Origin of the sequence: Sphingomonas sp. Xoc002 (assembly GCF_050408055.1) — a bacterium.
Lineage (GTDB): Bacteria > Pseudomonadota > Alphaproteobacteria > Sphingomonadales > Sphingomonadaceae > Sphingomonas > Sphingomonas yabuuchiae.
Genome location: NZ_CP191175.1, coordinates 1,073,824 through 1,095,835, shown reverse-complemented (window position 1 = coordinate 1,095,835; position 22,012 = coordinate 1,073,824). Strand labels below are relative to the sequence as shown.

Sequence of the window (22,012 nt, the reverse complement as noted above, 5' to 3'; positions counted from 1 at the left end):
CGTACCCGGAGCCAGCAGGCCGTTGCCGGCTCCGGTTCGATAGGATCATCCCATTCGCCCCCAACTGCCGTAAGGCCTTGAGCCCCCCGGCACCGGGTCGAGCGCGACGGGCGTCGATGCCTATCGCGCGCCGGGGGCCGTCCGTGCCATCGGCGGCACCGGGCGGCCGCCGTTCAGGTCCGCGCCGTTATTGGCGTCGGTCGGGGTCGGCTGCATCATGGCGCGCATCTGCCACTGATATTTGTCGATCGCGTGCTGCACTTCCTGCAACAGGTTGGAGGTCGTGGGATCGCCATCCTCGCTGGCCTTGATGCCCTGGCCGATCTCGTCGCTGACCACGCGGTAGTTGTTCGCAAACCAGCCGATCACCTGCGCATCGTCGATGAAGCCGCCCGGCATCTCGGGCACGCGGCTGGTGCGGACGATGGTATTGGCGCGGCCGTCCGCCGATGCGCCGATCGCCAGCAGCCGCTCGGCCACTTCGTCGGCATATTTGGCGACACCGTCATGATGGTCCTGCAACAGCTCGTGCAGCGGATAGAACAGCGTGCCCGACACATTCCAATGCGCCTGCTTGGTCTGAAGCTGAAGCTGCTGGAGTTCGATCAGCGTCTGCTGAAGCGCCATGATCGAGGCACGCTGCGCCTCGCCCTGCGGGCCGCCATGCGGCTGGCTGGACAGGCTGTTCTGCGGAAATCCGTTGCCCGTCTGAGTGTCGCCGGTCTGGGCGAAAGCGGGCGCGGCAAAAAGGCACGCGACCAGCGCGAGCGAAGCGTAACGCATCGTTCCTGTTCCTTCGATAAGGGGCTCAGCCGGGGGAATGGAGTTCGGCTCAGGCCGTTGATCGGCGCACGGTGAACGCGACCATCGGAATAGGGTTCTATTAATTTATGTTCATTTTGCCGCGCCGGGCCAGATGAGCGACACCGCACTGCCCTGCGTCGCGAAGGCAAGGACAAAGCCGTGGAGATCGGCGATCGCCTTGACCAGCGCCAGGCTCAGCCCAACCCCCGGCTGGTTCGCGCGGCCGCGATCGAAGCGTTGCAGCACCAGCGCGTGCGCGCCCGGGGGCACGCCGCCGCCGTCATCGGCCACGCTAAATACGATTGGAGCTATTGAACCGGACCATCAAGGAAGCGACCGTCAAACGCTTCCACTACCAGAGCCAAGACCAGCTCCGGACGTACCTCGCCGACTTCATGGCCGCCTACAACTTCGCCCGCTGGCTCAAGACGCTCAGCGGGCTCACACCCTACGAATACATCGCCGAGATCCGGACGTCAGAGCCCGACCGGTTCATCGTCGACCGGATCCACCAGATGCCGGGACTCAGCACCTAGGGCACTTTCGGCAGCCGAACATCGCCCGGGTCGGAGCGCTTGACGCTGGCGATAAGGTGCTGCCGGAACGCTTCGGCGGCCGGTACCAGCGTTCTTGCTTGCGGCCAGGCAACGCCGATCATGGTTGCGACTCTCGGACCATGTAAGGGGCGCCACGCGAGATTGGTGCCGGGAAGCATGTCCACGATCGAGCGGGGAACCGCGCTGATACCGAGGTCAGCGCCGATCATTGCCGCCACGGTCGAGAACTGGCCGCACTCGTAGAGCGCTGGCACCTCGATCCCTGCCTTCAGGAAAGCGGCGTCCGTGAGTTGGCGGACGCTACTCCGCGGCGCCATGGCGATGAAGGGATGATCGGCGAATATCTTCCAGTTGCTCGGTCCCGGTTGGTCCAACGAACTGCCCGGAAGCAGTAGCAGCACCAGCTGCTCTTCGAAGAGCGGGTGGAATGCGATGTCTGTCGCATTCGTCTCCGTGGTGATGGCCAGATCGATCTGTCGCTCCAGCATTTCGCGTTGCAGCGTGCCCGACAGATGGTCGCGTACGACGATTTCGACCTGGGGATGGCTTGCCTTGAAGCTGGCGATCGCTTCGGGGAGCACCCCGCCCGCGACCGACGGCAGTGCGCCGATGACCACACGTCCCCGCTGCCCCGCGAAGGTGAGCGCCAGATCCGAGAAGGCATGGTCGAAGTCGGCGGTAAGACGCTCGACGATCGGCAGCAGCATCTCGCCCGCCTGGGTAAGCCGGACGTTGCGCGAGTCCCGGTCGAACAGGCGCGTACCCAATTGCTCTTCGAGCAACCGGATCGTCCGGCTCAATGCCGGCTGCGACAGGTTGGCGAGGCGCCCCGTTTCGCTGAAGCTGCGGTTATAGGCCACCTGCATGAACAGACGCAGGCTAGCCATGCTGGGCGGGCGACGCATGTCGATCCTTCGCATGCCCGTTCGCATGCCGTCAATGTGAGCAGAGGGCGGCGCGCGGCGGCACGCCACCCCTCTCCTCGGCCAGCCTCAGTTGGCCTTGGTCGGCACCTTGGCGAGGTCGGCGTTGATCGCCTCGATCTTCGCGGGTGTCAGGCCGGGCATATAGGGCTGCAGCTGCTCCAGGGTGGCACCCCGGGCCATGTCGATCTGCGGACTATGGACCAGGTCGGGAACGTGTTTTTCGAGCACCGCCCGGGCAGCGGGGTCGTCGATCAGGACCCCCACCAGCGTCGTCAGGCTGGTGTAATGCCCGGACGCGCGCGCCCGCGCGAGCCGCGCCACCGCGTCGTCGATCTCCTTGCCCCACGGGTCACGCTGCGCGACCGGCACCGCATCGGGGGCGAAGTCGATCATCTCGTCGCCTGCCACGGTGAATTTGGGCCAGGTCGGCGCGTCGGCTCCGTTCGGATTCCCGCTCTTCGCGAAGCGGACGACATAGCCGCTGATCGCCTTCGCCATCGCCTGATCCCTCGGCGTCATCTTGTCGCCATATTTGGCAACGGCGGTATCGAAGAAGAACGGGATATCGGTGGCATGGAGCGCGCCCGGCTGACCGAGCGATTCCGCGACATAGGAGAAGCGATAATACCACACCGGCACGCCGGCACCCGCCACAGCCCGCGCGGCCTCCCGCGCGCCGGCGATAAGGAAGCCCGACTTACCGCCCGAATCTGCACTGGTCGACCCGATGAGCATCGGCACGCGCCCCGACTTGTTGCCGCGATAGGCCGCCTCGGGATCCACCATCACCGTGCCGTCCGGCACCGGGCTGCTGAACGTGCGCGGCCCGGGCTTCGGCTGGAACAATTCGATCATGCTGAGACCGTCGGTCACCTCCTCGGGGCTGAGCCCGCGCAGTCTGGTCAGCGCATCGGAGGCCGCCGGATCGATCCCCTTCGACCTTGCGAAGTCCATGCCGATCTTCTCGACATCCGCGATGCCGCGGCCATCGGTGCGCGTGTCGCCGCCGGACATGACGATCGCCTTGTGGAACAGGCCCCGGGCGAGCGGCGAGGTGTTCAGGATGTGGACCGACATACCGCCCGCGCTCTCGCCCGCGATCGTGACATTGCCCGGGTCCCCGCCGAATGCGGCCGCGTTCTGCTGAACCCAACGCAGCGCGGCGCCCTGCCAGACGGCGTCGGTCGTGAACAAGGCGCGCAGCGTATCGAGCGGCGTCTCCGGCCCCAGCGTGTCGCAAAGGGCGAAGTAGCGGGCCGTGACGTGCCGGATGGCACTTTCCGCCTCCAGACGCGACAGCCGCGCCTCGGTCGCCAGCCGGGTCACGCGACCGCCCCGAACAGCGCGCGGGCCACGGCGAACAACTGTTCGTCCTGCCCCCGCCGACCGACCAGCTGAAGCGAAACCGGTCGCCCGTCGACCAGCGCGATCGGCACCGAGAGCGCCGGATGCCCCGAAAGATTAAACGGGCGAACCAGCGCCGTCAGTTGCAAAATAGCGGCGGCGTCCCCCAGTTCCGCAAGCGCGGGCGGCAGAACGGGCAGCGTCGGCAGGACCAGCGCATCCACCGACTCCAGCAACGCGTCCACCGCCAGCGTAAAGCCATGGCGTACGAGTTCCGCAGCGGCGACATCCTCTGTCGTCACCTTCGCTGCCGCCTGGAGGCGCGTTCGGACATCCGCGCCCAGCCGGGCGTCGTTCGCCAGCGTGCCGAAGGCGGCCCATTGCTCGGCCGCGATGATCGTCAACCCTGCCGCCTGCGCCATATCCAGACCCGGCAGCTCCACGGAGGCGGTTTCCGCAGGCACGGCTTGGAGTGCATGGTCGAGTGCGGCTTCTATGCGGTCATCGGCCAGCCCGGCGGGTCGACCAAGCCGTATCCCGCTGGCAACCGGGCATTCGCCAAAACCGGGATCGATGCTGCGCATGCCGGTCATCAACCGGGATAGATCGCGCGCCAATATGCCAATGCAGTCGAGGCTGGAACGGGCCGGGTGACAGCCCACCCGGCTTACCCGATCGAAACTCGGCTTTACGCCGAAGACGTGACAGCAGGCGGCGGGCAGACGGATCGAGCCGCCGGTATCGGTGCCGATCGCGAAATCGACCAGACCTGCTGCCACCGCCGCCGCCGACCCGCTGGACGACCCGCCCGGGACAAGTGCCGGGAACCGCGGGTTGACCGGCGTTCCGAAGGCGTCGTTGATACCGGTCACGCCATAGGCCAACTCATGCAGATTGGCTTTCCCGACGATCCGGGCACCTGCGGCGAGCAGGTTGCGAACGACAACGGCATGATGCTCGGCCGCCGGGACGTCGCGAAGCGCGGCGCTGCCGCACCGCGTGGGATAGCCCGCGATATCGATGCAGTCCTTTACCGCTACTCGGGGGCCGCTTTCCGACCCCAGAGCCATCGTCTCGAGGAGAATTGCATCGGGCAAGTTCGCTCACCATCCTTGACGTTGAATATTCAACCTATAGCTAGCATGGGATGTTGAATATTCAACCCCATTAGTTTGACGACGGTTTTGGCCTATGGCGCTGCGATGGACAGGAACGATACGCCAGCAGGCGCAGGCCCCGGGACCGCCGCGCCGTTCACCTATCGAAGCTGGCCCTTCTACTGGCTGGCCCGTGCCAGTGGCCGCTATCGCGAGGGCATGGAAACGAAGCTTCGCGCGTCGGGCATCGACATGCCTCGCTGGCGCGTGCTGATGACGCTGCACCAGGACAAGGTCGCCAGCGTCAGCGAAATCGCCAAGCACGCCGGCGAGAAGCTTCCGACCATGACCCGGATCATCCAGCGCATGGAACAGGACGATCTCGTCCGGCGACAACCGCGTCCGGACAAGCCCTGGGTATCGGACGTCGCCTTGACCACCAAAGGCGAGGTCGCTGGGACCGAAGCATGGGAGCATGCGCGCGCGCTCTATGCCGAGGCTTTCGCAGGCATGTCCGGAGAGGAGATCGCCCACTTGAATGCGTTGCTGGAACGTGTCTCGAGCAACCTTGCGCAATTCGCGGAAGCGAAGTGAAAGATGCGTTGCGATCTCTGTGTCGGATCGGAGCGGACAATGACAGCGTGCCTGGTCGTGGCGCTCCCGTGACGTAGCTGTCCCATACGGCTTCCTTCCATTCCATCGAAAGGATCGCATCATCGAACCGTGGGATGAACCGCCTGGGAAGCGCTGAGCTTCGACCCTGCCCGCTACCCTGCGAGTTTCTCCGACAGCGGTGGTGAAATGAGAATCTTCAGCCTGTTGAGGCTCGTGCGTGATCGATGGATCGGCACGGGCGGGAACCTCACCTGATCACATGTATTTGGACAGCATATTGTCATAACGACAGGATGCTAAATTGGTGGATGAGGGCGAAGTCTCTGTAAGAAATCTCGCGCTTGCGGTCTTTGAGACCAACGGGCGTTTGGTGGACGCGGGCAACGCGCTGGTCCGCCCGGCCGGGTTGACGACGGCGTGGTGGCAGGTGCTGGGCGCGCTGGGCTATTCGTCGCATCCACTGCCCGTCGCGCATATCGCCCGCAACATGGGGCTGACCCGGCAGGCGGTTCAGCGCGTGGTCGATCTGCTTGTCGACCGCGGCCTGGTCGAACAACGGCCTAATCCGCATCACCAGCGTGCGAAGCTGATTGTCCTCACGCCCGAAGGACGCGCCGCGCTGACCAAGGCCGAACAAGCCGTCGCGCCGCTCGACCAGGCCATCCTCGACCGGATCGGGCCGGAGCGCCTTGCCATCGCCATAACCGCGCTACGCGCAATGAACGCCGCGATGGCCGACTATTTCGCAGACATCCCGCCATCATTCGTCGCCACCGACGAGGAGGACCCAGCATGACCAGTTCGACTTCCGACACTCGGTTCGACGCCGACGTCATCATCGTGGGTGGCGGACCGATCGGCCTGACCACGGCCTGCGCGCTCGGCCATCACGGGGTCGACTGCCTGCTGATCGAGCAGCGGCACGACGTGAAGGAGTGGTCGCGCGCCAACAACCTGTGGGCGCGCCCGCAGGAGTTGCTTGCCAGCATCGGCGTCCGCGACGCGATCGCCGCAAACGCCTATGACATCACCCAGGTCAACACATTGCTCAACGGCCGCGTCGTCGATCCCGTCGTGATCGCGGACGTGCCCAGCCCCTATGGTCCGGTCCTGTACAGCGGGCAGGACGTCATCGAGCGCACGCTCGCCGAGCAGGCGCGGGCAAAGGGCGCGCGCATCGAACGGGGACGCAAGCTGACCGGCTTTGTCCAGGACGATGACGGTGTGACGTTGACGATCGTCGATGTCGGTGACGATGACGAGACCGAGGTCGCCGGGACCGAGCGGACGCTGCGTTGCCGCTACATGATCGGCGCGGACGGGGCGAAGGGCTTCGTCCGCCGCGAACTGGGCCTCGACTTCGTACCCGACAAGCTGCCGAACTGCATGAACCGGCAGGTCGATGCGAAGCTCAGCTGGCGGCGCTCGACCGATTTCGACCATCTCTGGTTCTTCTATTATCCGCGCGGTTTCTGCGGCGTGCTGCCGGTTTGGGGTGGCTACCACCGGCTGTTCTTCCTCGCCGACGATACCGGCATTCCCGACCGCGATCCGACGCTGGAAGAGATGCAGGCGATCGCGCGCGAGGTGACGGAGGACGAGACGCTGACGCTGACCGACCCGACCTGGCTGACGCACAGCCGCTTCCAGCATGGCGCGTCGGCGCATTACGCCAAGGGGCGGGTGCTGCTGGTCGGCGACGCGGGCCACCTCTCTCTCCCCGCAGGCGGACAGGGCATGAACTCGGGCTTCCACGACGCGATCGGGGTGGCATGGCGGCTCGCGATGATGCTGGCCGGCACGGGCGATCCGGTCCTGCTCGACTCCTACGACCACGAGCGTGGTGGCGAGCATCGCCGGCTCGATGCGCAGCAGGTGCGCGGGTTCCAGAACAGCGTATATCGCGGCAAGGTGAAGGATGCGGTCATGGACGTCGCCGCCCGCTTCTTGCCGAATATCGGCACGCTGATTCAGGGTAGCGCCGACCTTCAGCAATTGACCGTCGGCTATCCGGACAGCCCGATCAGCGAGGACCATCTCGGCAGCGTGCGCGATCTGCTGAGCCGCCATGCGCCCAAGGCGGGCGAACGGGCGCCTGACGCGAAGCTCGTAGCAGCGGACGGCGCCTCGACGACGCTGTTCGCCCAGCTTTACAACCCCGATGGCCAAAGCTGGGGGTGGACATTGCTCGCATTCGACGGACGCAACCCCGATGCCATGCCAACTCTGCGGAAAGCCATCGCGACGGTCACGTCCTGGGAATGGGTGAGGCCGAGGCTGGTGCTGGGGGCGTCCGTTCCCGAAGCCGATGACGCCATGACGCTATCGGACCTCGATGGCGAGGCGCATACGGCCTATGGGATCAACGACGAGGCTGCGTTGGTCCTCGTGCGCCCCGACGGTCACATCGCTTTCCGCGGCCGCGCTGATCGTCCGGACTTACTCCATGCCTATTGTAAACGCGTATTTGCCGATCCGAATGGCATACGAACGACGGTGATAGCCCCACGCGTGTAACGATCGCCTTGCTGAAAAAAGATAACCTTGAGTCGATGTCGAAGATGACCCCGTTGCGGCCATTCGCTGCTCGTATCCGGCTCTGCCGTAGCGGACGTTGGTCCATCCGGCATCGCCTATCGCTAAAAGCTTCGAAATGCGGCAACGAAACGGCATGAATCGTCTTGCCCTTCTTGCCCTCGCTCTGGCGGGACTTGCCTGGGGGCTCGGCTTTCCGCTCGGCAAGTTGGCCCTGCGCGAACTCGACCCAGCGCATATGGTGCTGCTCCGCTTCATCGTTGCCAGCATCGCTGCTTGTCCATTCGCGCTTGCCACGAAGGAGACGCGCGCGCTGTTCCGTTCGCCGCCGGTGCTGCTGACGGGTGCGCTTTACGGATTGGCCTTTGTGATCCAGTTCGAGGGGCTGGCCGGGGTTACCGTCACTCTTGCTGCCCTGTTGGTCGGAGCGATGCCTGCGCTGATCGCGGTCTCGGCCTATCTGATGGGCGAACGTGTCACGCGCGCGTCGTGGATCGGCGTCGTCGCCGCCACCGGCGGCGCGGCTTTGATCGCCGGAAAGCCTGGCGGTGCCGGCACTGCGATCGGCATCGCACTCTCTTTGGCATCGCTACTGGTCTTCCTGGCGTGGCTGCTGGCGCTGAAGCGCGTGCCTGCGACGCGATCGGCGATGGCTGTGCCCGCCGTCACATTGGTTGTGGCCACGCTCACCGTGCTGCCGATCGCCCTGCTGCTCCATGGCGCGCCCCCATTCGCGCTCAGCGCGGTCGCCTGGAGCGGGATCATCGGGCAGGGCCTCCTCTCCACCTTCCTCGCCACGGCCGCATGGCAGTATGGCGCGGCCCGCGTCGATAGCGCCAGTGCAGGGGTGTTCATAAACATCGAGCCGTTGATCGGTGCCGCGCTCGGCATCGGCCTTTTCGGTGATCCGATAGGATGGCCGGTCCTGCTGGGCGGAATGCTGATCGTGCTGGGCAGCATTGTCGTCGTTCGCGGTGAGCGCCCTAACGCCAGTCACGCCGCGGACGCTACGCATGGTCTGCCAATGGACTAGGTCCAGACCCGAAACCGGCCGCTCAGGTCCATTAACTAGCTTCCCGTAACCGAACATAGGTTCATCGTGGTCGGACGAGCAGATCGTGTCGGCGAACCGGTCGTGTGGGCGTGCCTGCTACGGCACCGGCACGCCCACGCACTCACATGTCCGCTGCGGTCGGGCGTACGATCACCTCATTGATGTCGACACCCTCCGGCTGCTCGATGGCATAGCGAACGGCTCGCGCGATCGCGTCCGGCGTCAGCGACTTCTTCCGCCATCCGGTCAGGGCCGCCGCAACCTCAGGATCGGTGATGTCATGACCCAGCTCGGTGGCGACCACGCCCGGCGAGATCAACGTTGAACGGACCTCGTCATGCTCCTGCCGCAGTCCCTCGGTGATGGCGCGTACGGCATGTTTGGTGGCGCAATAAACCGCGGCGGTCGGCATCACCATGTGCGCGGCGACCGAGGCGACATTGACGACATGGCCGCTCTTCTGCGCCACGAACCGGGGCAACACGGCGGCGATGCCGTTGAGGACGCCGTGGATGTTGACGTCGACCATCCGCTTCCATTCGTCGCGCTTGAGCGCAGCGAGCGGCGAGAGCGGCATCACACCCGCATTGTTGACCAGCACGTCGACACGTCCGAAGCGTGCTTCAGCGGCCTCGACGAACGCGTCGAAGTCGGCGCCGTCGGTGACGTCGAGTTCGCGCCAAGCGACGGTCTCGCCCAGTTCCTCCGCCAGTGCCTTCAGACGCTCTCCGCGACGCGCGCCGATGAACAGCCGGGCGCCGGTCTCAGCCAGTTCGCGCGCAGTTGCCTCCCCGATCCCGCTCGACGCGCCGGTGATGAGGACGACCTTGTCGATAGTTCCTGCCATGATGCAGTCCTTCCGTTGTGGTGACGGGAGGCAGATGGGCCATCGCCCATGTCGGGCGGTAGAGCGATCGTCCGAATGGCTTGCACGATCCTCCAGAATTATCGCCCGGCGCTTGCCCGTGACGCGCGGGTGGTGAAGGATCGGCGGCATGGACCGGATCGCCGAACTCGCCGCCCTTATTGGTAGACACGTCGTGGGCACAGGCATTTGCAGCACGGTGATGCCGCATGTGTCGCTGATCCGGGCCGACGCACCGAGCACCCCCACGCCTGCCGTCTACGAGGCCTCCCTTTGCATAATAGCCCAGGGGTCGAAGCGGGTGTCGATCGGCGAGCACAGCGTGGTCTATGATGCGGCCCATTACCTTTTGGTCTCGGTCGACTTGCCGCTGGTCGGTCATGTGCTCGATGCGAGCCCCGAGCGACCCTATCTCTGCTGCAAGATCGATCTCGATGCCGCGATGCTGGCCGATCTCATGGCGAGCGAAGGCGGCGGGGTGGTCCGTACGGATTTGCCGGTGCTCGGCGTCTACCCTGGCGATCCCGACTTGATCGACGCGGCATGCCGGCTGGTCGGGCTTCTCGACCGACCCGACACGATCCGCGCCTTGGCGCCGCTGATCGAGCGCGAGATCCTCTATCGTCTGCTCACCGGACCGCACGGTCCGATGCTTCGTCACGTCGCGACCGCTGGCAGCCATCTCAATCAGGTCAGCCGCGCGATCGCCGCCATCCGCCGCCGTTTCGATGCGCCGATCCGCATCGACGACGTCGCAGCCGAGGCCGGGATGAGTTCCTCCTCGCTCCACGCACATTTCAAGGCGATCACCCGCATGACGCCGCTGGAATATCAGAAGCAGCTGCGGTTGCAGGAGGCCAGACGCCTGATGCTGGCGGAGGGTGCCACGGCGAGCACGGCAGGCTTTGCCGTCGGCTATGAGAGCCCATCGCAATTCAGCCGCGAATACAGGCGACTGTTCGGTGCCCCTCCCCGTGCCGACATCGAACGGCTCCATGCCGCGCCAGCAGCAGCCATGGCGCTGTGACGATGGCTTGGATTGCGGCTGGTGTTGCGAACTCCTGGGATCGGCTGAGGCTGGCAAAAAATGGAGTTGCGGTCAGCCACGTCCAGTTTTCACGGTCCCAATTTCAGCCATTCATTCACTCTGGCCGCCGATCAAGTCCGAGACGCGGCCCGTACCGACCCTTTTGGATTGGCGTGAGCGCCTATTCGCCGAAATCTCCGGCTTGAGTGAACAAGCCGGGAAACGCCGATCTACGCACAGGTGCGATTGTTCCTGGATGCAATTGCGCTTCGCTCTCTGGCAAATTCTTTCTGATAACCCGTAATTGTCTGCCCGCAACCCTGTAGCCACTGCGTGATTCCGACAGGAATTCCACTCCGGATCAATGGCTATATTGCAGATATAGCCTACCGCATACGCCAATAACTTGATCACAAGAAATAATTATAGGAGGCACCCCCTCGTCAACAGGTGACCACGTGCCGTTCTTTTGCTTTTACGAGCGTACGGCCTCCATAATACCAAAGCCCCGCCCGTCATTTTATTTTCATCTTTTCTTCATGTTCAACCTTTCGACACCGCTTCACCAAATAATCGATGCCATTGCGCGAATTTCAGAAACGATATCGTATGCAATCGGTTGTGAGCGGCGCCTCATAGGCAAAAGCTGAAGGACGCTGACATGAGCAATATTGTTGAGCTGACTGGTACTGTCGAAGATGTTTTTGCCCACCGCTTCACGCTGAAAACGGATGAAGGCAACAAGCTGGTCGATCTGGGACCGGGTGGTGAACGCGAACTGAGCCTGTCGGCTGGTCAGACGATCAGCGTGAAGGGGGAGGATAAGCCCGCCGAGTTCAAGGCGAAGGAAATCCGTATCGCCGGGGCTGAGTGGCAGGCCGTCAAGGCCGACGAGAAGCATCAGCCCAAGCCGCCCCATGACAGGGGCGATGCACATGGCGGGGATTCGGAGCTGACCGACGAGCATGTCACCAGGCTGCTCGACGAGGAAGGCTATAGCGATCATGCCGAGCGGACCCGCAAGCCCAAGCATGTCGAGGTCATGGCGACCAAGGACGGCCAGCGTCACAAGGTGCATGTTCACAAGGACGGCGTGAAGAAGGCCGAATTGGTCGACTGATCCCTCTTGCCGCTCCCGGCGCATGGAAGCGCCGGGGGCGGTCCCCACTCAGACTATGTGACAGCCAAACAGGGGGCGTGCCATGCTGGCTTTTACCTATCCGCTGATCGTCCTGAGCGGCGCGTTCCAGGCCATGGGCGCAGCCCTCAGCGCGCTCCTGCGCAAAAGCCTGGTCAATCCGTGGCTGGCCGCCTTCGTGACCTTCGTCCCGATCATCATCGTGCTGACTTTCGTCGTTTTCGCGATCCCCTTCCCGCTGCCGCAGATGGACAGCTTCGCCAAGATCCGTTGGTATGACGCCTTTGGCGGCGTTGCCGGATCGGCCGCCGTCGTCGCCGGCCTCCTGTTCGTCGACAAAGTCGGCTCGGGGCCGCTCAACGGCCTGACCGTCACGGGCAACATCCTGGCATCGTTAGCCCTGGATGCCTTCGGCGTACTGGGCCTGCAAAAGAGCGGTTTCGAGCCACTCCCGTGGATTGGTGGCACCGTCATGATCGTCGGCGTGATCGGTATCACCTTGGGCGCTGGCAAAAAGGATGACGAAGAGGAAGGCAAGGGGCTGGCGGGCAAGCTGCTTTACCCCTTCATCCTCGTCTGTGGCGGCTTGCAGGCGATCGGCGCAGCCCTGAACGCCGAACTCCGCCACGCCGTCACCAATCCCTGGATGGCCGCCGATCTGTCATTCATCCCCGTTGCCTCGCTCTTCCTGCTGATCTTCATCCTGCGCCCCATGCCGCTACCGACCCGCGACGATGTCGCTACCGTCAGATGGTGGATGCCGACCGCAGGGCTGGTCGGTGCGCTGGCCGTGTTCACCGGCCTCCTGTTCATCGACAAGGTCGGCGCGGGCGTTTTCAATGGCCTTCTCATCACCGCCAACCTGATCATGGCGGTCGTGCTCGACCATTTCGGCTGGCTCGGCATGAAGAAAACCCCGATCACCAAATTGCGACTGGCAGGCGTGGTCGTGACGATCATCGGCATTCTGATGATCTCAATCGGCAAGATGCACTGACATGGTGCAAGGCCCCGCCCGGCAAACGGTCCGCACGACCATCGAGCGCCTGCATCGCTCGCTGTTCGAATTTATCGCCGTTCCCGCCCTGATCGTCTTCGCCTTCGTCATTCTGGCGGAGGCGATCGATTGGCTGGACAATCATGCAGGTCCGGCGCGCTCCTGGAGCCCCCTGCGGCGATGGCTTGCCCAATATGTCGGCGACACGCAGTCGGCGATCGGCGTCCTGACGGCGATCGCGGGCAGTCTGTTCACCGTCACGTCGATCACCTTCTCGATCCTGATCCTGGCGGTGCAGCAGGGCGCGACCGTCCTCAACTCACAGATCGTCGACCATTATCTGCGGCGATCGTCGAACCGGGCCTGGTTCGGCTTTTTCGTCGGCATCTCGCTGTTCGCGCTGATCACGCTCGTGCAGACCACCCATACGCGGGCGCCGATCTTCGGCGTGATGATGTCGACCATATTGGGCGCGGTCGCCCTGTTCGCGCTGATCCTGCTGATCTACGGCACGATCGATCAGATGCGTCCGGCGACGCTGATCGAGGCGATGGTCGACACCGCCGTCACGGCACGGCAACGCCAGCTTCCCCTGCTCACCGCCAGCAAGGCCCCCAACGGCCAAGTCACGGGCACCGTCGTTCCCGCGCCGCTCAGCGGCCACCTCGCCCGCGTCAACATATCCGCGCTTGAGGCCTTGCTTGCCAGGCATCCCGATCTGCGTATCGCGATCCACCCGGCGATCGGCGATTTCGTCACGATCGGCGACCCGCTGGCCAGCCTCGCTCATGCGGACGACGATATCGTGCAAGCCGTCAGCGCCGCCATGGTCCTGACCCGGAAACGGGATATCGCGGACGATGCGGGCTATAGCCTCCACCATCTCCACACGATCGGCTGGACGGCGATCTCCACGGCGCGGTCGGATCCGGCCGTAGGCTCTATCGCTGTCCAGGCGCTGCGCGACCTTGCCGTCGCATGGCGGCAGGACCCGCCCCGCGCAGGCCCCGACACGCGGCTGACCTATGAGGATCGCCTGCCGCTACAGCTTGTCGATACGATCGAGAGCCTGATGGTCGCCAGCAGCGAGTCGCGACAGCATCAGACCATGGCGCTGATCCTGGATACGCTGGCGGCTATCCTGCCCGTCATGCCGGACGTTCAGAGACGCGCCATGCCCGGCGTCATGCGGACCGCGGCTCAACTTGCCGCGTCGCATACCCCAACGCGCGTGATGGGTCAGGCCCTTGCCCAGTGCGAGCAGGCCTGCCGACGCCATGGCCTACATGACGAAGCCGCCATGCTGAGTAGCGTCGTCTGCGGCCAGTCGCCGGTCTGATCGACGGACCAGACCGGCGAACCGGATCAGGCGGCGACGGCTTCCGGCAAGTCGTCGTCGGTCAGGGTCGAGGACCGGCGGAACTGGTCGGCATTCTCATCCAGCCAGGCATCCGCCGTGGCACGGCCCAGCGCGCGCAGTTCCTGAAGCTTCGACCAGCGGGTGTCGAGCTTGCTGGCCGATCCGCGTTCGGCCAGGGCCGGGGGCGCGGGCATCATGTGCAGGTTGGTCGCGGCCAGCGCCTGCATCGCCGGATCGGAGGACCGCGCCGTACGCGCGATCGTCTGTATCTCGGTAAGCGCCTTCAGGTCGCGGAGTAGGCAGGCGTTGAAACCGATGTCGCTCATCCGCCCGATGATGCCGCCCAGCGAGGTCGGCGCGTCCTCGACCGCAAAGGGCGTGATCTGCACGATCAGAAGGTCGGTCGCGCCATGTCCGTCGAAGATCAAGGGCTCGAGCGCGGGGTTGGCGGAAAAGCCGCCATCCCAATAATCCTCGCCGTCGATCGTCACCGCCGCGAACAGATCGGGCAGGCACGCAGAGGCCATGATCGCATCGACCGTGATCTCGTCGTTGCCGAACAGCCGCGCCGCACCGTTCGACACGGCTGTCGCGGCGATATAGAGCGGCAATGCCGCATTGCGCGTCAATGCGGTAAGGTCGATGCTCGACGCCACCACTCGGCGCAGCGCGCGCATCTCGCGCAATTGCGGCGACAGATGAGCGACATAGCGCCCCATCATCTTGGACATTTCCAGTGAGCGGCGGAACCATGGCTCGAATAGCGGCCCGCCCCATTGATGGTCGAACGGCCGCAGCGGCGATCCGTCTGCGACCGCCTTCCACAACCGCTCCAGTCCCGCCAGCGCCCCGGCCCGTCCGCCGTCGGCGAGCCCGGCGACCAGGGCAGTACCGTTCAAAGCTCCCGCGCTTGCACCGCTGACGGCGACGATCTCGATGTCCTCCTCCAGCAGCCGCTCAAGCACGCCCCAGCCATAGGCGCCGTGCGCTCCGCCGCCCTGAAGCGCTAGGGCCAGTCGAGGCTTGCTGGTGTTGGATGGGGATGATCTACATTCGCTCATAACTGCTCCCAAAGGATCCCCTGCCCTCGATGTATGAGGTCAGCCATGGTCCGGTCCGGGCCTAACGGGCAGCAGCAACTTTGGATGCAGTGCAGCATAACGCTGCTCGATTAAAGCTTCAGAGGGGCAGGCAAGTGTTTGGTGCGGGCATCTGGTGCATTGAACCGATGACGAACCGACCTACCAGATGCCGGACTGGAAACAGCAATGCGCAACCTTTCCTGGTTCAGCAAACTCGCACGAATTTCCACCCGCGTACGGTATGTCTAGGGGAACTACGCGGCTCACCGAAGCTGATAAAATGATAAAGAGCCGATTGGTGAACTGAATCGAACAAATGGTTTGTGCAATCCGCCTCCCCTATCGGTGATTATTGGCCTTTCCGCAACTGGGCATCCTAGGTCAAATAACCTGCACACGGCGCTTTGCGGCCGAAAGCTGCGCTGCCAGCACCCGGATTGTATCAGTAGAAAGAGTACGAACTGCGGCGCCCTTGCCGATGCTCATACAGCCCGGTACGATGATCCTTGCGGACAAGCGTTGTGCGGTGTTCAGAGCCTCGAACTCTGCGATGCAAGTAGCCAAGTTTCCAAACTTGGTAGCGATCCTGCGACCGGTTAGAATGGCAGTAGCTTTCCACTGAACATCATTCATATCGGATCTCCCAAAATCGTTTTCACAACATGGGTCAGAACTATATAGTTCCGCTTCGGCTATTTTAAAAAATTTGGCGCCGCTGTTGGATTGAAACGGTTCATGACGAGCGCAGCAAATCACAGGCCGACCTGACATCCGAGATAGGCGCCGGAACGAAAGCCACTAGCTGTCCGCCCTGGACCGGCTTTCGCCTAGGCTGACAGCTTCTTGGCTTTCCCGACGGCACGACGATGCTTAACACCGGCAAGGATGTGGGGGCCTTCACCTTCGCCGCGATCAATCGCGCGTGCGGCGACGGCATCATAATCCTGACCAACAGCGACAACGGATGGCGGGTCGTGGGGCGCTTCCCGCCTCGACTGTCGGACCAGACACAGAGGCGGGCGCGCCGCATCATTCAAATGCTTCCCAAAATTGGCCGATCGTCCATTCGGCGTCCGATATCGGGAGCGATCCACGGCTGACGGCGCGCGCGCCATATCCGCAACAAGATCCGCACAAGATCATTGGATGCCGATGAGCAAAGCTGTTGATTTTGAGTATCCGACCTTCGCTGGCCTCCCCGGCGGACGCCTGGACGACCTCGCGCCGGGGCAGGTTGCGGTTTTCGGAGCAAGCGAGGCAACGCCGTACGATGCTGCCATCGCCAGCCATTCGGCGCAAGCACCGGGCGTGATCCGAGCCGCGTCGAAGGCACTGGCCGGCCAACTCAAGCAGCACGACTTTGATACGGGACGGACCTTGCTGTCCGAAGAACTCTCCATGAGATCGGTCGGAAGAGACCTGGGCGATGTCAAAACGCGCGTGCGCGATGCCGCGGGCAATCGCAGCAGGATCGCCGCCGCAACAGCAGGCATCCTCGCGGCGGGTGCATTCCCGCTTGTCTTGGGCGGAGACGATTCCGTGCCCATTCCCTTTCTTGCCGGGTTCGAGGGGCACGATCCGGTGACGATCGTACAGGTCGATGCCCATGTCGACTGGGCCGACGAAATCCGGGGGGAGAATATGGGATATGGTTCGCCGATGCGTCGGATCGCCGAGTTGCCCTGGGTCGAGGCTATGCTGCAAATCGGGATACGGGGCCTTGGAAGCGGTGAAGCGTGGCAACATGACGATGCTCGAGCCTGGGGAAGCAAGCTCGTCACAAGCCGGGAATGGCATCGGGATGGGGCGGATGCCGTTCTGGATTGTCTTCCCGCGGGAGGCCGTTTCGTCCTCTCGATCGACTGCGACGGCTTGGACCCGGCCGTATTTCCTGCGGTGGCGATGCCGACGCCGGGAGGTCTTGGCTACGAGGATATGCTCGCGCTGTTCGACGGCCTCACGGCACGGGGCACGATAGCCGGAGCCGTCATCGCCGAATATGCTCCCGACCGAGATGATGCCGCACGCTCGTCCGCCCTGCTCGCGGCACGGTTAGGACTTACACTCATGGCGACGATGCGTCGGCAATGCGAATAGCGTCAACGATCACATTGACAGATTGGAGCGTGCAATCCGCTTGGCACTCGACTTCATATTGTGTGCGGACCGGGTTCGCGGCCAAGGCATTGCGATTGTCAGCGCTTGAAGAGCTTCTCCCGGAACCACGCGACGACATACTCGATCAACGCCGGTTGGAACCATGGGCCGTTGCCATGCCCGGCATCGTCCACCACCACATGGTCGACCTCGGCGTCACGCTCTCGCAAGGCCGCGGCCATCTGCTCGCTCTGCACCGGTGAGACGAGATCGTCGGCACTGCCGTGCATCAGCAACAACGGGGGTTTTGGCCCCGACAGATGGCCGATCGGGCTGGCCGCGAGCGCCTTGGCCGGATCGCTGCCGATGGTCGCTCCTGCAAAATCGCCGAACGCGACGCCGTGAACCAGCAACGCTTCCGTCGAGGCGGTCGAGGCATGGACCTGGCCAACCGTGTCGGAAAATCCCGCACCGATGTTGCGCAGGTCTGAAATGCCATAGAGGGACACCGCCGCCTGCACGGCGGATGACATGTCCAGCCAATCGCCCCGGTCATAGTCGGAAGTGTCGCCAGTCATCGCCAGCATCTGCGCCAGCCAGCCCCCGGCGCTGTCGCCGAGCACGCCGATCCGGTCGGGATCGACACCGTATTCGTCGGCGTGCGACCGCAGATAACGGATGGCGGCCTTGCCATCCTCGAGCGGAGCTGGAAAGACATCGGGCACGACCCGATATTCGGCAGCGGCGACGACGAACCCTGCCTGGGCGAGCGCGAGCCGCATCTCGATGAATTTGCGGTGTGCCGCCGACGTGAAGCCGCCCCCCGGCACATAGAGGATCGCAGGCTTCCGATCGGAGGTACGCGGCACCAGCAGCGTCATGCGCATCCCGCGAACCGCATCGATCCGCTTCACCTGATGATAAATCACCTCCCCGACCTCGTCGATGCGGGGCCGGTCCGTGGTGATGGTCAGTGTGCTGGCCTTCGCGCGGTCGCCGGTATGCGTCGGTGGAGTATCGGAAACCATGCCAGCCCTTTCTACGGCCGCCCTGCTTCAGGGCGATCGCGCTCAATCGTGAGACCGCGCCGCTGGTTCCGAAGCCCGCGACGTTCCGGATCGCACGAAACCTCCGCGCCCCTACGCCGTTGGGCCATCGCTGCGCGATCCTGCCGGGTCGTCTGGGTGGAGGAAACGAGGATGACCGATCTGCCGACCGGGGTGACGCTCGACAACGACGGCACCGATGCCGAGCAGCCGCCGGTGTTACCCTTCCTCCATATTTGGACCGGGGCGGATGGCGGCAGCCGGATCGACCTGTCGCACATGACCGGCTTTGGTCAGAAAAGCGTGGGCGGCGGGGCGGACCCGCAATGGATGCGGCCGTTCCCGGGCGAAGTAAGCGCGATCAACTTCGCGATTTTGCCGGTGGGCTGGGTCGGGGACTGGCACGAAAGTCCCAAGCCGCAGTGGGTGATTCCGTTGCGCGGACGCTGGTTCATCGAGACGATGGACGGAAATCGTGTGGAGATGGGGCCGGGCGACATCCATTTCGGCCAGGACCAGGACACGACCGATGCCAAGGGGCACCGATCGGGCCAGATCGGCGACGAGCCCTGTTTCCAGATCATGATCCAGTTCGCCACGTCGCCCGCCGCGCAGACACGCGACCCGTTCGGGGCATGACGGGCGCACAGGCGACGCCGCTCGCCCCGTTGCTGATCCCTGCCCGGTTGCGTCAGCCCGGACCGCCCGAGCCGACCGAGGTGGCACCCCCTGTGATCCACCATGCCGACGCGAACGCGGTGCTCGGTGACGCTCGGCTCGTCACGCTGTACGACCGGGCGAGCTGGAGCGAGGGGCCGACCTGGTGGCCGCGCGAACGAACGCTGGTATGGAGTGACATTGTCGGCCGCCGTGTGTTGGGCTGGCGCGAGAACGGTGCAGTCGACGTGTTGCTCGACGCGACGCCGTTCATCAACGGCAATGCCGTGATGCCGGATGGCGCGCTGGTGCACTGCGAACATGGTCGCCGCGCAATCAGCCGGTCCGACGGTAAAGGCGTTGCAACGCCGATCGCATGGGCAGCAGAAGGCAGCCGTCTCAACGCGCCCAATGACCTGATCGTCGCCCTCGATGGGGCGATCTGGTTCAGCGACCCGACCTTTGGACTGGAGAATCCCAAACAAGGCGTGCCCGGCAGTTCGGAAAGCGGGCGCACCGCAATCTGTCGGATCGGCAATGACGGCACGGTGCAGCGGATGGCCGACATGGCGCAGCCCAATGGCCTCGCCTTCTCGCCCGATCAGCGGACGTTTTACGCCTCACAAACGCCCGAGCATGGCGAGGGCGAGGTCGCCATCTATGCATTCGACTGGGACGGGGTCACGCTGTCGAACCGACGCCAGTTCGCGACGGTGGCTGAAGGAATACCCGACGGCTTCACCGTCGACCGACGCGGCTGGCTATGGAGCAGTTCGGCAAAGGGGGTCGAACTGTTCGACGCCGCAGGCACGCATCTCGCGACGGTACCGACCCCTGGAACGTGCAGCAATTGCGCGTTCGATATGAACGAAGAGCGTTTATTTGTGACTGGCGGCGTACACCTTTGGATGCTGAATCTGGCATAGCCACTGCCGGTTGCACCGATTGCCCGGCAGGGCGGCATCCCGCAGAGATGCGCGGCCCGAGATCGCGATACCCGCATCGGGATGACACCACCTCGGCATAGCCGCTGCCCCGCCCCATCCGACAAACAAACGCCGGTCTGGCAATCGATGGCACGCCATCCAGCACCGTTCGTTCATGTGGGTCCATAGGAGACGTTGATGATCGACCTGAACAGCGCGACCGCTGCGGAACTGGATGCCGTGCCCCAGTTGAGAGGGCATGGTTTTGAGATCGTGAGATATCGGGACGAGCGTGGCAACTTCAGCAAGGTACGCCAACTCGAGGAGGTGCCGGGTCTCGCAGGCAAGTGGAACGGGGCGGAGGCCGCCGTCTCGGTTGAATGACGTCGTTCAATGCCATGAAGACCCAGGATCAAGCGTTCGTGACCCCTTTTCCGCTGCCCGACTTCGGCGACTTTTAGGAGGCAGGCTGTCGACCGTGCCCGATGACGTGTGGACGGCTTTGGCGGCAAGCTAGGGAACGCGGTGAACGGTCACGCTATGTCGGACGGTAGATGTTGATCCAGACTCCTCGTAACACAGTACCAGGATCGTACCCAATGGCGCGGCGGTGAGGATCAGCAGTAGCAGGCCGATCAGCCAGTCGTTGGTATCTAACGGCTGCGAGAAGCTACCGCTGGGCTGCATTGACGGGTTAGGTCGCATCGGCCGCCTGCCGGCTTTCCTTGTGTGAAGCGGGCGATCCGCGGTAGCCTGATGGACGGACGGCCTGGACTGCAAACGATCATAGGCAGCGCGCGCTTCCTTCTTGCCTAAAACGGCATACGCCTCGTTGATCTCCTTCGCGCGAGCAGAAACGTCCACACCATGATTGGCATCGGGGTGATATTGACGAAGCAGCGCCTTCCACGCGCGGTGAATCGCATCGCGACTGGCCGTCGAGGGCACCCCGAGAACGGCATAATAGTCGGGTGATAGAGCCATTCGGTTGTCACCTGTCGCTACAACGCAAAAAACAAACGGCTACCTGGCGGGTGATCGCAATCGGGCCTTCTCGGCGATGCGAAGTGCAGCTTTTGGCACCAACCGTCAGATGGCCACTCCCATCATACGCAACTTTGGTGTTTCGACAAAACGACAATCGCCTCCGCGCCATGGAGATAAGCGTTGGGTCGCTCGGCGATGAGCCTTGCCTTCCACGAACTTCTCCCCTGGAATAAAGGCCGGTTGGTCGGTGCCAAGCGGGCGCTTAAGCAGCAGCAGGTTTGGGGGCATTCGCTTTTGGCTCGATCAACACCAGCGATTACGTGATCGAGCGCTGTCCGACCTTGCTATCGATAGCAAATCACGCGGTTGCAACGTGGTCAAAATTCGCATCGGCGATCTGGTATCGGGCGGGCGTGTCCGGGATTGCGCCATCATCGTACAGCAGAAGACCAAGCGTCCTGTTCGGTTAGATCTGATGAACACGGCCCGTAAAACAATAGGTGCTTGGCTGGAACGGCGCGGTGGTACACTCAACGATTTCGTCTTCCCGAGCCGCAACGATTCCATGGCTCACATGAGCACACGCCGATATGGCTATCTTATACGGGAATGGGTGATCGGCATCGGCCTGCCCCCGCAGGATTACGGAACCTGCTCGCTTCGGCGAAGCAAGGCCTCGATTATCTACAAGGCGACCGGCAAGCTCCGCGCCGTTCAAATTCTCCTTGGTCACGCAAAGGCTGACAGCACCGTCCGCTATTTGGGGGTCGATGTGGAGGACGCTTTTCGATTAGCCGAACGAACGGACGTTTAACCGGACCCAGAACCTGACGCTCACGAACGAAAACTTCTTACCACATGGAATGAGAAAGCCTGAGCCGAGACGGAGCCAAAGGAT

Annotated in this window: 23 protein-coding genes and 2 pseudogenes; 15 read left to right on the top strand and 10 right to left on the bottom strand. The window is 63.6% G+C overall.

What is annotated here, in order from left to right:
* Nucleotides 1-120 precede the first annotated feature (120 nt).
* Together ACQR50_RS05070 and ACQR50_RS05065 are read right to left on the bottom strand one after the other, a co-directional pair.
* On the bottom strand, nt 121-783 hold the full coding sequence (locus ACQR50_RS05070; protein WP_428970057.1) for a Dps family protein: 663 nt from the start codon (nt 781-783) through the stop codon (nt 121-123).
* Between the two features lie 111 nt (nt 784-894).
* Nucleotides 895-1,095: an ATP-binding protein gene (locus ACQR50_RS05065; RefSeq protein WP_428970056.1), complete on the bottom strand. Its 201-nt coding sequence runs from the start codon at nt 1,093-1,095 to the stop codon at nt 895-897.
* Nucleotides 1,096-1,103: 8 nt separating this feature from the next.
* Between ACQR50_RS05065 and ACQR50_RS05060 the strand changes: the two are divergent.
* Nucleotides 1,104-1,340, top strand: a pseudogene (locus ACQR50_RS05060) (IS3 family transposase); the annotation flags it as partial.
* Here the strand turns inward: ACQR50_RS05060 and ACQR50_RS05055 are convergent.
* The 3 genes from ACQR50_RS05055 to ACQR50_RS05045 form a co-directional block, all read right to left on the bottom strand.
* Nucleotides 1,337-2,281: a LysR family transcriptional regulator gene (locus ACQR50_RS05055; protein WP_428970055.1), complete on the bottom strand. Its 945-nt coding sequence runs from the start codon at nt 2,279-2,281 to the stop codon at nt 1,337-1,339. The pseudogene ACQR50_RS05060 and the gene ACQR50_RS05055 sit on opposite strands and share 4 nt — an antisense overlap.
* A gap of 72 nt (nt 2,282-2,353) precedes the next feature.
* The gene (locus tag ACQR50_RS05050; RefSeq protein ID WP_428970054.1) at nt 2,354-3,613 is read right to left on the bottom strand and encodes a carboxylesterase family protein; all 1,260 of its coding nucleotides are present in this window, start codon (nt 3,611-3,613) and stop codon (nt 2,354-2,356) included.
* A complete protein-coding gene (locus ACQR50_RS05045; protein WP_428970053.1) occupies nt 3,610-4,728 on the bottom strand; it encodes an amidase in 1,119 nt (372 codons plus the stop codon). Before ACQR50_RS05045 ends, ACQR50_RS05050 begins: the two co-directional genes overlap by 4 nt.
* A 105-nt stretch (nt 4,729-4,833) precedes the next feature.
* Here ACQR50_RS05045 and ACQR50_RS05040 point away from each other — a divergent pair, with 105 nt between their 5' ends.
* From ACQR50_RS05040 to ACQR50_RS05025, 4 genes are all read left to right on the top strand, one after another.
* On the top strand, nt 4,834-5,322 hold the full coding sequence (locus tag ACQR50_RS05040) for a MarR family winged helix-turn-helix transcriptional regulator (RefSeq protein WP_428970052.1): 489 nt from the start codon (nt 4,834-4,836) through the stop codon (nt 5,320-5,322).
* Between the two features lie 391 nt (nt 5,323-5,713).
* Complete coding sequence (locus ACQR50_RS05035) at nt 5,714-6,139, top strand: MarR family winged helix-turn-helix transcriptional regulator (RefSeq protein ID WP_428970051.1); 426 nt, start codon at nt 5,714-5,716, stop codon at nt 6,137-6,139.
* Complete coding sequence (locus ACQR50_RS05030) at nt 6,136-7,860, top strand: FAD-dependent monooxygenase (protein WP_428970050.1); 1,725 nt, start codon at nt 6,136-6,138, stop codon at nt 7,858-7,860. The genes ACQR50_RS05035 and ACQR50_RS05030 overlap by 4 nt, the downstream gene beginning before the upstream one ends.
* Nucleotides 7,861-8,014: 154 nt before the next feature.
* Complete coding sequence (locus tag ACQR50_RS05025) at nt 8,015-8,911, top strand: DMT family transporter (RefSeq protein WP_428970049.1); 897 nt, start codon at nt 8,015-8,017, stop codon at nt 8,909-8,911.
* 142 nt (nt 8,912-9,053) lie between these two features.
* Here the strand turns inward: ACQR50_RS05025 and ACQR50_RS05020 are convergent, their stop codons facing one another.
* Nucleotides 9,054-9,779, bottom strand: a complete 726-nt coding sequence (locus ACQR50_RS05020) for an SDR family oxidoreductase (protein ID WP_428970048.1) — start codon at nt 9,777-9,779, stop codon at nt 9,054-9,056.
* A gap of 148 nt (nt 9,780-9,927) precedes the next feature.
* Between ACQR50_RS05020 and ACQR50_RS05015 the strand changes: the two genes are divergently transcribed.
* The 4 genes from ACQR50_RS05015 (at nt 9,928) to ACQR50_RS05000 (ending at nt 14,298) form a co-directional block, all read left to right on the top strand.
* Entirely contained in the window at nt 9,928-10,824 is an 897-nt protein-coding gene (locus ACQR50_RS05015) for an AraC family transcriptional regulator (RefSeq protein WP_428970047.1), read from the top strand.
* Between the two features lie 661 nt (nt 10,825-11,485).
* The gene (locus ACQR50_RS05010; RefSeq protein ID WP_428970046.1) at nt 11,486-11,944 is read left to right on the top strand and encodes a hypothetical protein; all 459 of its coding nucleotides are present in this window, start codon (nt 11,486-11,488) and stop codon (nt 11,942-11,944) included.
* A gap of 82 nt (nt 11,945-12,026) precedes the next feature.
* A complete protein-coding gene (locus tag ACQR50_RS05005; RefSeq protein ID WP_428970045.1) occupies nt 12,027-12,959 on the top strand; it encodes a DMT family transporter in 933 nt (310 codons plus the stop codon).
* 1 nt (nt 12,960) lies between these two features.
* Nucleotides 12,961-14,298, top strand: coding sequence for a DUF2254 family protein (locus ACQR50_RS05000; protein ID WP_428970044.1), 1,338 nt, complete (start codon nt 12,961-12,963; stop codon nt 14,296-14,298).
* Between the two features lie 26 nt (nt 14,299-14,324).
* On the opposite strand, the gene ACQR50_RS04995 is transcribed toward ACQR50_RS05000, so the two are convergent.
* Both ACQR50_RS04995 and ACQR50_RS04990 read right to left on the bottom strand, forming a co-directional pair.
* On the bottom strand, nt 14,325-15,380 hold the full coding sequence (locus ACQR50_RS04995) for a patatin-like phospholipase family protein (RefSeq protein ID WP_428970043.1): 1,056 nt from the start codon (nt 15,378-15,380) through the stop codon (nt 14,325-14,327).
* 402 nt (nt 15,381-15,782) lie between these two features.
* On the bottom strand, nt 15,783-16,034 hold the full coding sequence (locus ACQR50_RS04990) for a hypothetical protein (protein WP_428970042.1): 252 nt from the start codon (nt 16,032-16,034) through the stop codon (nt 15,783-15,785).
* 233 nt (nt 16,035-16,267) lie between these two features.
* Here ACQR50_RS04990 and ACQR50_RS04985 point away from each other — a divergent pair, with 233 nt between their 5' ends.
* Nucleotides 16,268-16,501 carry a hypothetical protein gene (locus tag ACQR50_RS04985; RefSeq protein WP_428970041.1) on the top strand — a complete coding sequence of 78 codons (234 nt, stop codon included), beginning with the start codon at nt 16,268-16,270 and terminating at the stop codon, nt 16,499-16,501.
* A 52-nt stretch (nt 16,502-16,553) separates the two neighbouring features.
* On the top strand, nt 16,554-17,498 hold the full coding sequence (locus tag ACQR50_RS04980; protein ID WP_428970040.1) for an arginase family protein: 945 nt from the start codon (nt 16,554-16,556) through the stop codon (nt 17,496-17,498).
* Between the two features lie 98 nt (nt 17,499-17,596).
* Here ACQR50_RS04980 and ACQR50_RS04975 read toward each other — a convergent pair whose 3' ends face one another.
* On the bottom strand, nt 17,597-18,526 hold the full coding sequence (locus tag ACQR50_RS04975) for an alpha/beta hydrolase fold domain-containing protein (protein WP_428970039.1): 930 nt from the start codon (nt 18,524-18,526) through the stop codon (nt 17,597-17,599).
* A 171-nt stretch (nt 18,527-18,697) separates the two neighbouring features.
* Between ACQR50_RS04975 and ACQR50_RS04970 the strand changes: the two genes are divergently transcribed.
* The 3 genes from ACQR50_RS04970 to ACQR50_RS04960 all read left to right on the top strand — a co-directional run bounded on the left by ACQR50_RS04970 (nt 18,698) and on the right by ACQR50_RS04960 (nt 20,511).
* Complete coding sequence (locus ACQR50_RS04970) at nt 18,698-19,183, top strand: hypothetical protein (RefSeq protein ID WP_428970038.1); 486 nt, start codon at nt 18,698-18,700, stop codon at nt 19,181-19,183.
* Nucleotides 19,180-20,127 carry an SMP-30/gluconolactonase/LRE family protein gene (locus ACQR50_RS04965; RefSeq protein ID WP_428970037.1) on the top strand — a complete coding sequence of 316 codons (948 nt, stop codon included), beginning with the start codon at nt 19,180-19,182 and terminating at the stop codon, nt 20,125-20,127. The genes ACQR50_RS04970 and ACQR50_RS04965 overlap by 4 nt, the downstream gene beginning before the upstream one ends.
* Nucleotides 20,128-20,325: 198 nt before the next feature.
* The gene (locus ACQR50_RS04960) at nt 20,326-20,511 is read left to right on the top strand and encodes a helix-hairpin-helix domain-containing protein (RefSeq protein ID WP_428970036.1); all 186 of its coding nucleotides are present in this window, start codon (nt 20,326-20,328) and stop codon (nt 20,509-20,511) included.
* Nucleotides 20,512-20,640: 129 nt separating this feature from the next.
* Here the strand turns inward: ACQR50_RS04960 and ACQR50_RS04955 are convergent, their stop codons facing one another.
* On the bottom strand, nt 20,641-21,111 hold the full coding sequence (locus ACQR50_RS04955) for a J domain-containing protein (RefSeq protein ID WP_428970035.1): 471 nt from the start codon (nt 21,109-21,111) through the stop codon (nt 20,641-20,643).
* Nucleotides 21,112-21,309: 198 nt separating this feature from the next.
* Here ACQR50_RS04955 and ACQR50_RS04950 point away from each other — a divergent pair.
* A pseudogene (locus tag ACQR50_RS04950) lies at nt 21,310-21,928 on the top strand (tyrosine-type recombinase/integrase).
* The last annotated feature ends 84 nt before the right edge of the window (nt 21,929-22,012 follow it).

Bases quoted from the DNA above. Each gene is read 5' to 3' on its own strand.
- ACQR50_RS05070 (WP_428970057.1), bottom strand. From the start codon at position 783: ATGCGTTACGCTTCGCTCGCGCTGGTCGCGTGCCTTTTTGCCGCGCCC.
- ACQR50_RS05055 (WP_428970055.1), bottom strand. From the start codon at position 2,281: ATGCGAAGGATCGACATGCGTCGCCCGCCCAGCATGGCTAGCCTGCGT.
- ACQR50_RS05040 (WP_428970052.1), top strand. From the start codon at position 4,834: ATGGACAGGAACGATACGCCAGCAGGCGCAGGCCCCGGGACCGCCGCG.
- ACQR50_RS05030 (WP_428970050.1), top strand. From the start codon at position 6,136: ATGACCAGTTCGACTTCCGACACTCGGTTCGACGCCGACGTCATCATC.
- ACQR50_RS05025 (WP_428970049.1), top strand. From the start codon at position 8,015: ATGAATCGTCTTGCCCTTCTTGCCCTCGCTCTGGCGGGACTTGCCTGG.
- ACQR50_RS05020 (WP_428970048.1), bottom strand. From the start codon at position 9,779: ATGGCAGGAACTATCGACAAGGTCGTCCTCATCACCGGCGCGTCGAGC.
- ACQR50_RS05015 (WP_428970047.1), top strand. From the start codon at position 9,928: ATGGACCGGATCGCCGAACTCGCCGCCCTTATTGGTAGACACGTCGTG.
- ACQR50_RS05010 (WP_428970046.1), top strand. From the start codon at position 11,486: ATGAGCAATATTGTTGAGCTGACTGGTACTGTCGAAGATGTTTTTGCC.
- ACQR50_RS05005 (WP_428970045.1), top strand. From the start codon at position 12,027: ATGCTGGCTTTTACCTATCCGCTGATCGTCCTGAGCGGCGCGTTCCAG.
- ACQR50_RS05000 (WP_428970044.1), top strand. From the start codon at position 12,961: ATGGTGCAAGGCCCCGCCCGGCAAACGGTCCGCACGACCATCGAGCGC.
- ACQR50_RS04995 (WP_428970043.1), bottom strand. From the start codon at position 15,380: ATGAGCGAATGTAGATCATCCCCATCCAACACCAGCAAGCCTCGACTG.
- ACQR50_RS04990 (WP_428970042.1), bottom strand. From the start codon at position 16,034: ATGAATGATGTTCAGTGGAAAGCTACTGCCATTCTAACCGGTCGCAGG.
- ACQR50_RS04985 (WP_428970041.1), top strand. From the start codon at position 16,268: ATGCTTAACACCGGCAAGGATGTGGGGGCCTTCACCTTCGCCGCGATC.
- ACQR50_RS04980 (WP_428970040.1), top strand. From the start codon at position 16,554: ATGAGCAAAGCTGTTGATTTTGAGTATCCGACCTTCGCTGGCCTCCCC.
- ACQR50_RS04975 (WP_428970039.1), bottom strand. From the start codon at position 18,526: ATGGTTTCCGATACTCCACCGACGCATACCGGCGACCGCGCGAAGGCC.
- ACQR50_RS04970 (WP_428970038.1), top strand. From the start codon at position 18,698: ATGACCGATCTGCCGACCGGGGTGACGCTCGACAACGACGGCACCGAT.
- ACQR50_RS04965 (WP_428970037.1), top strand. From the start codon at position 19,180: ATGACGGGCGCACAGGCGACGCCGCTCGCCCCGTTGCTGATCCCTGCC.
- ACQR50_RS04960 (WP_428970036.1), top strand. From the start codon at position 20,326: ATGATCGACCTGAACAGCGCGACCGCTGCGGAACTGGATGCCGTGCCC.
- ACQR50_RS04955 (WP_428970035.1), bottom strand. From the start codon at position 21,111: ATGGCTCTATCACCCGACTATTATGCCGTTCTCGGGGTGCCCTCGACG.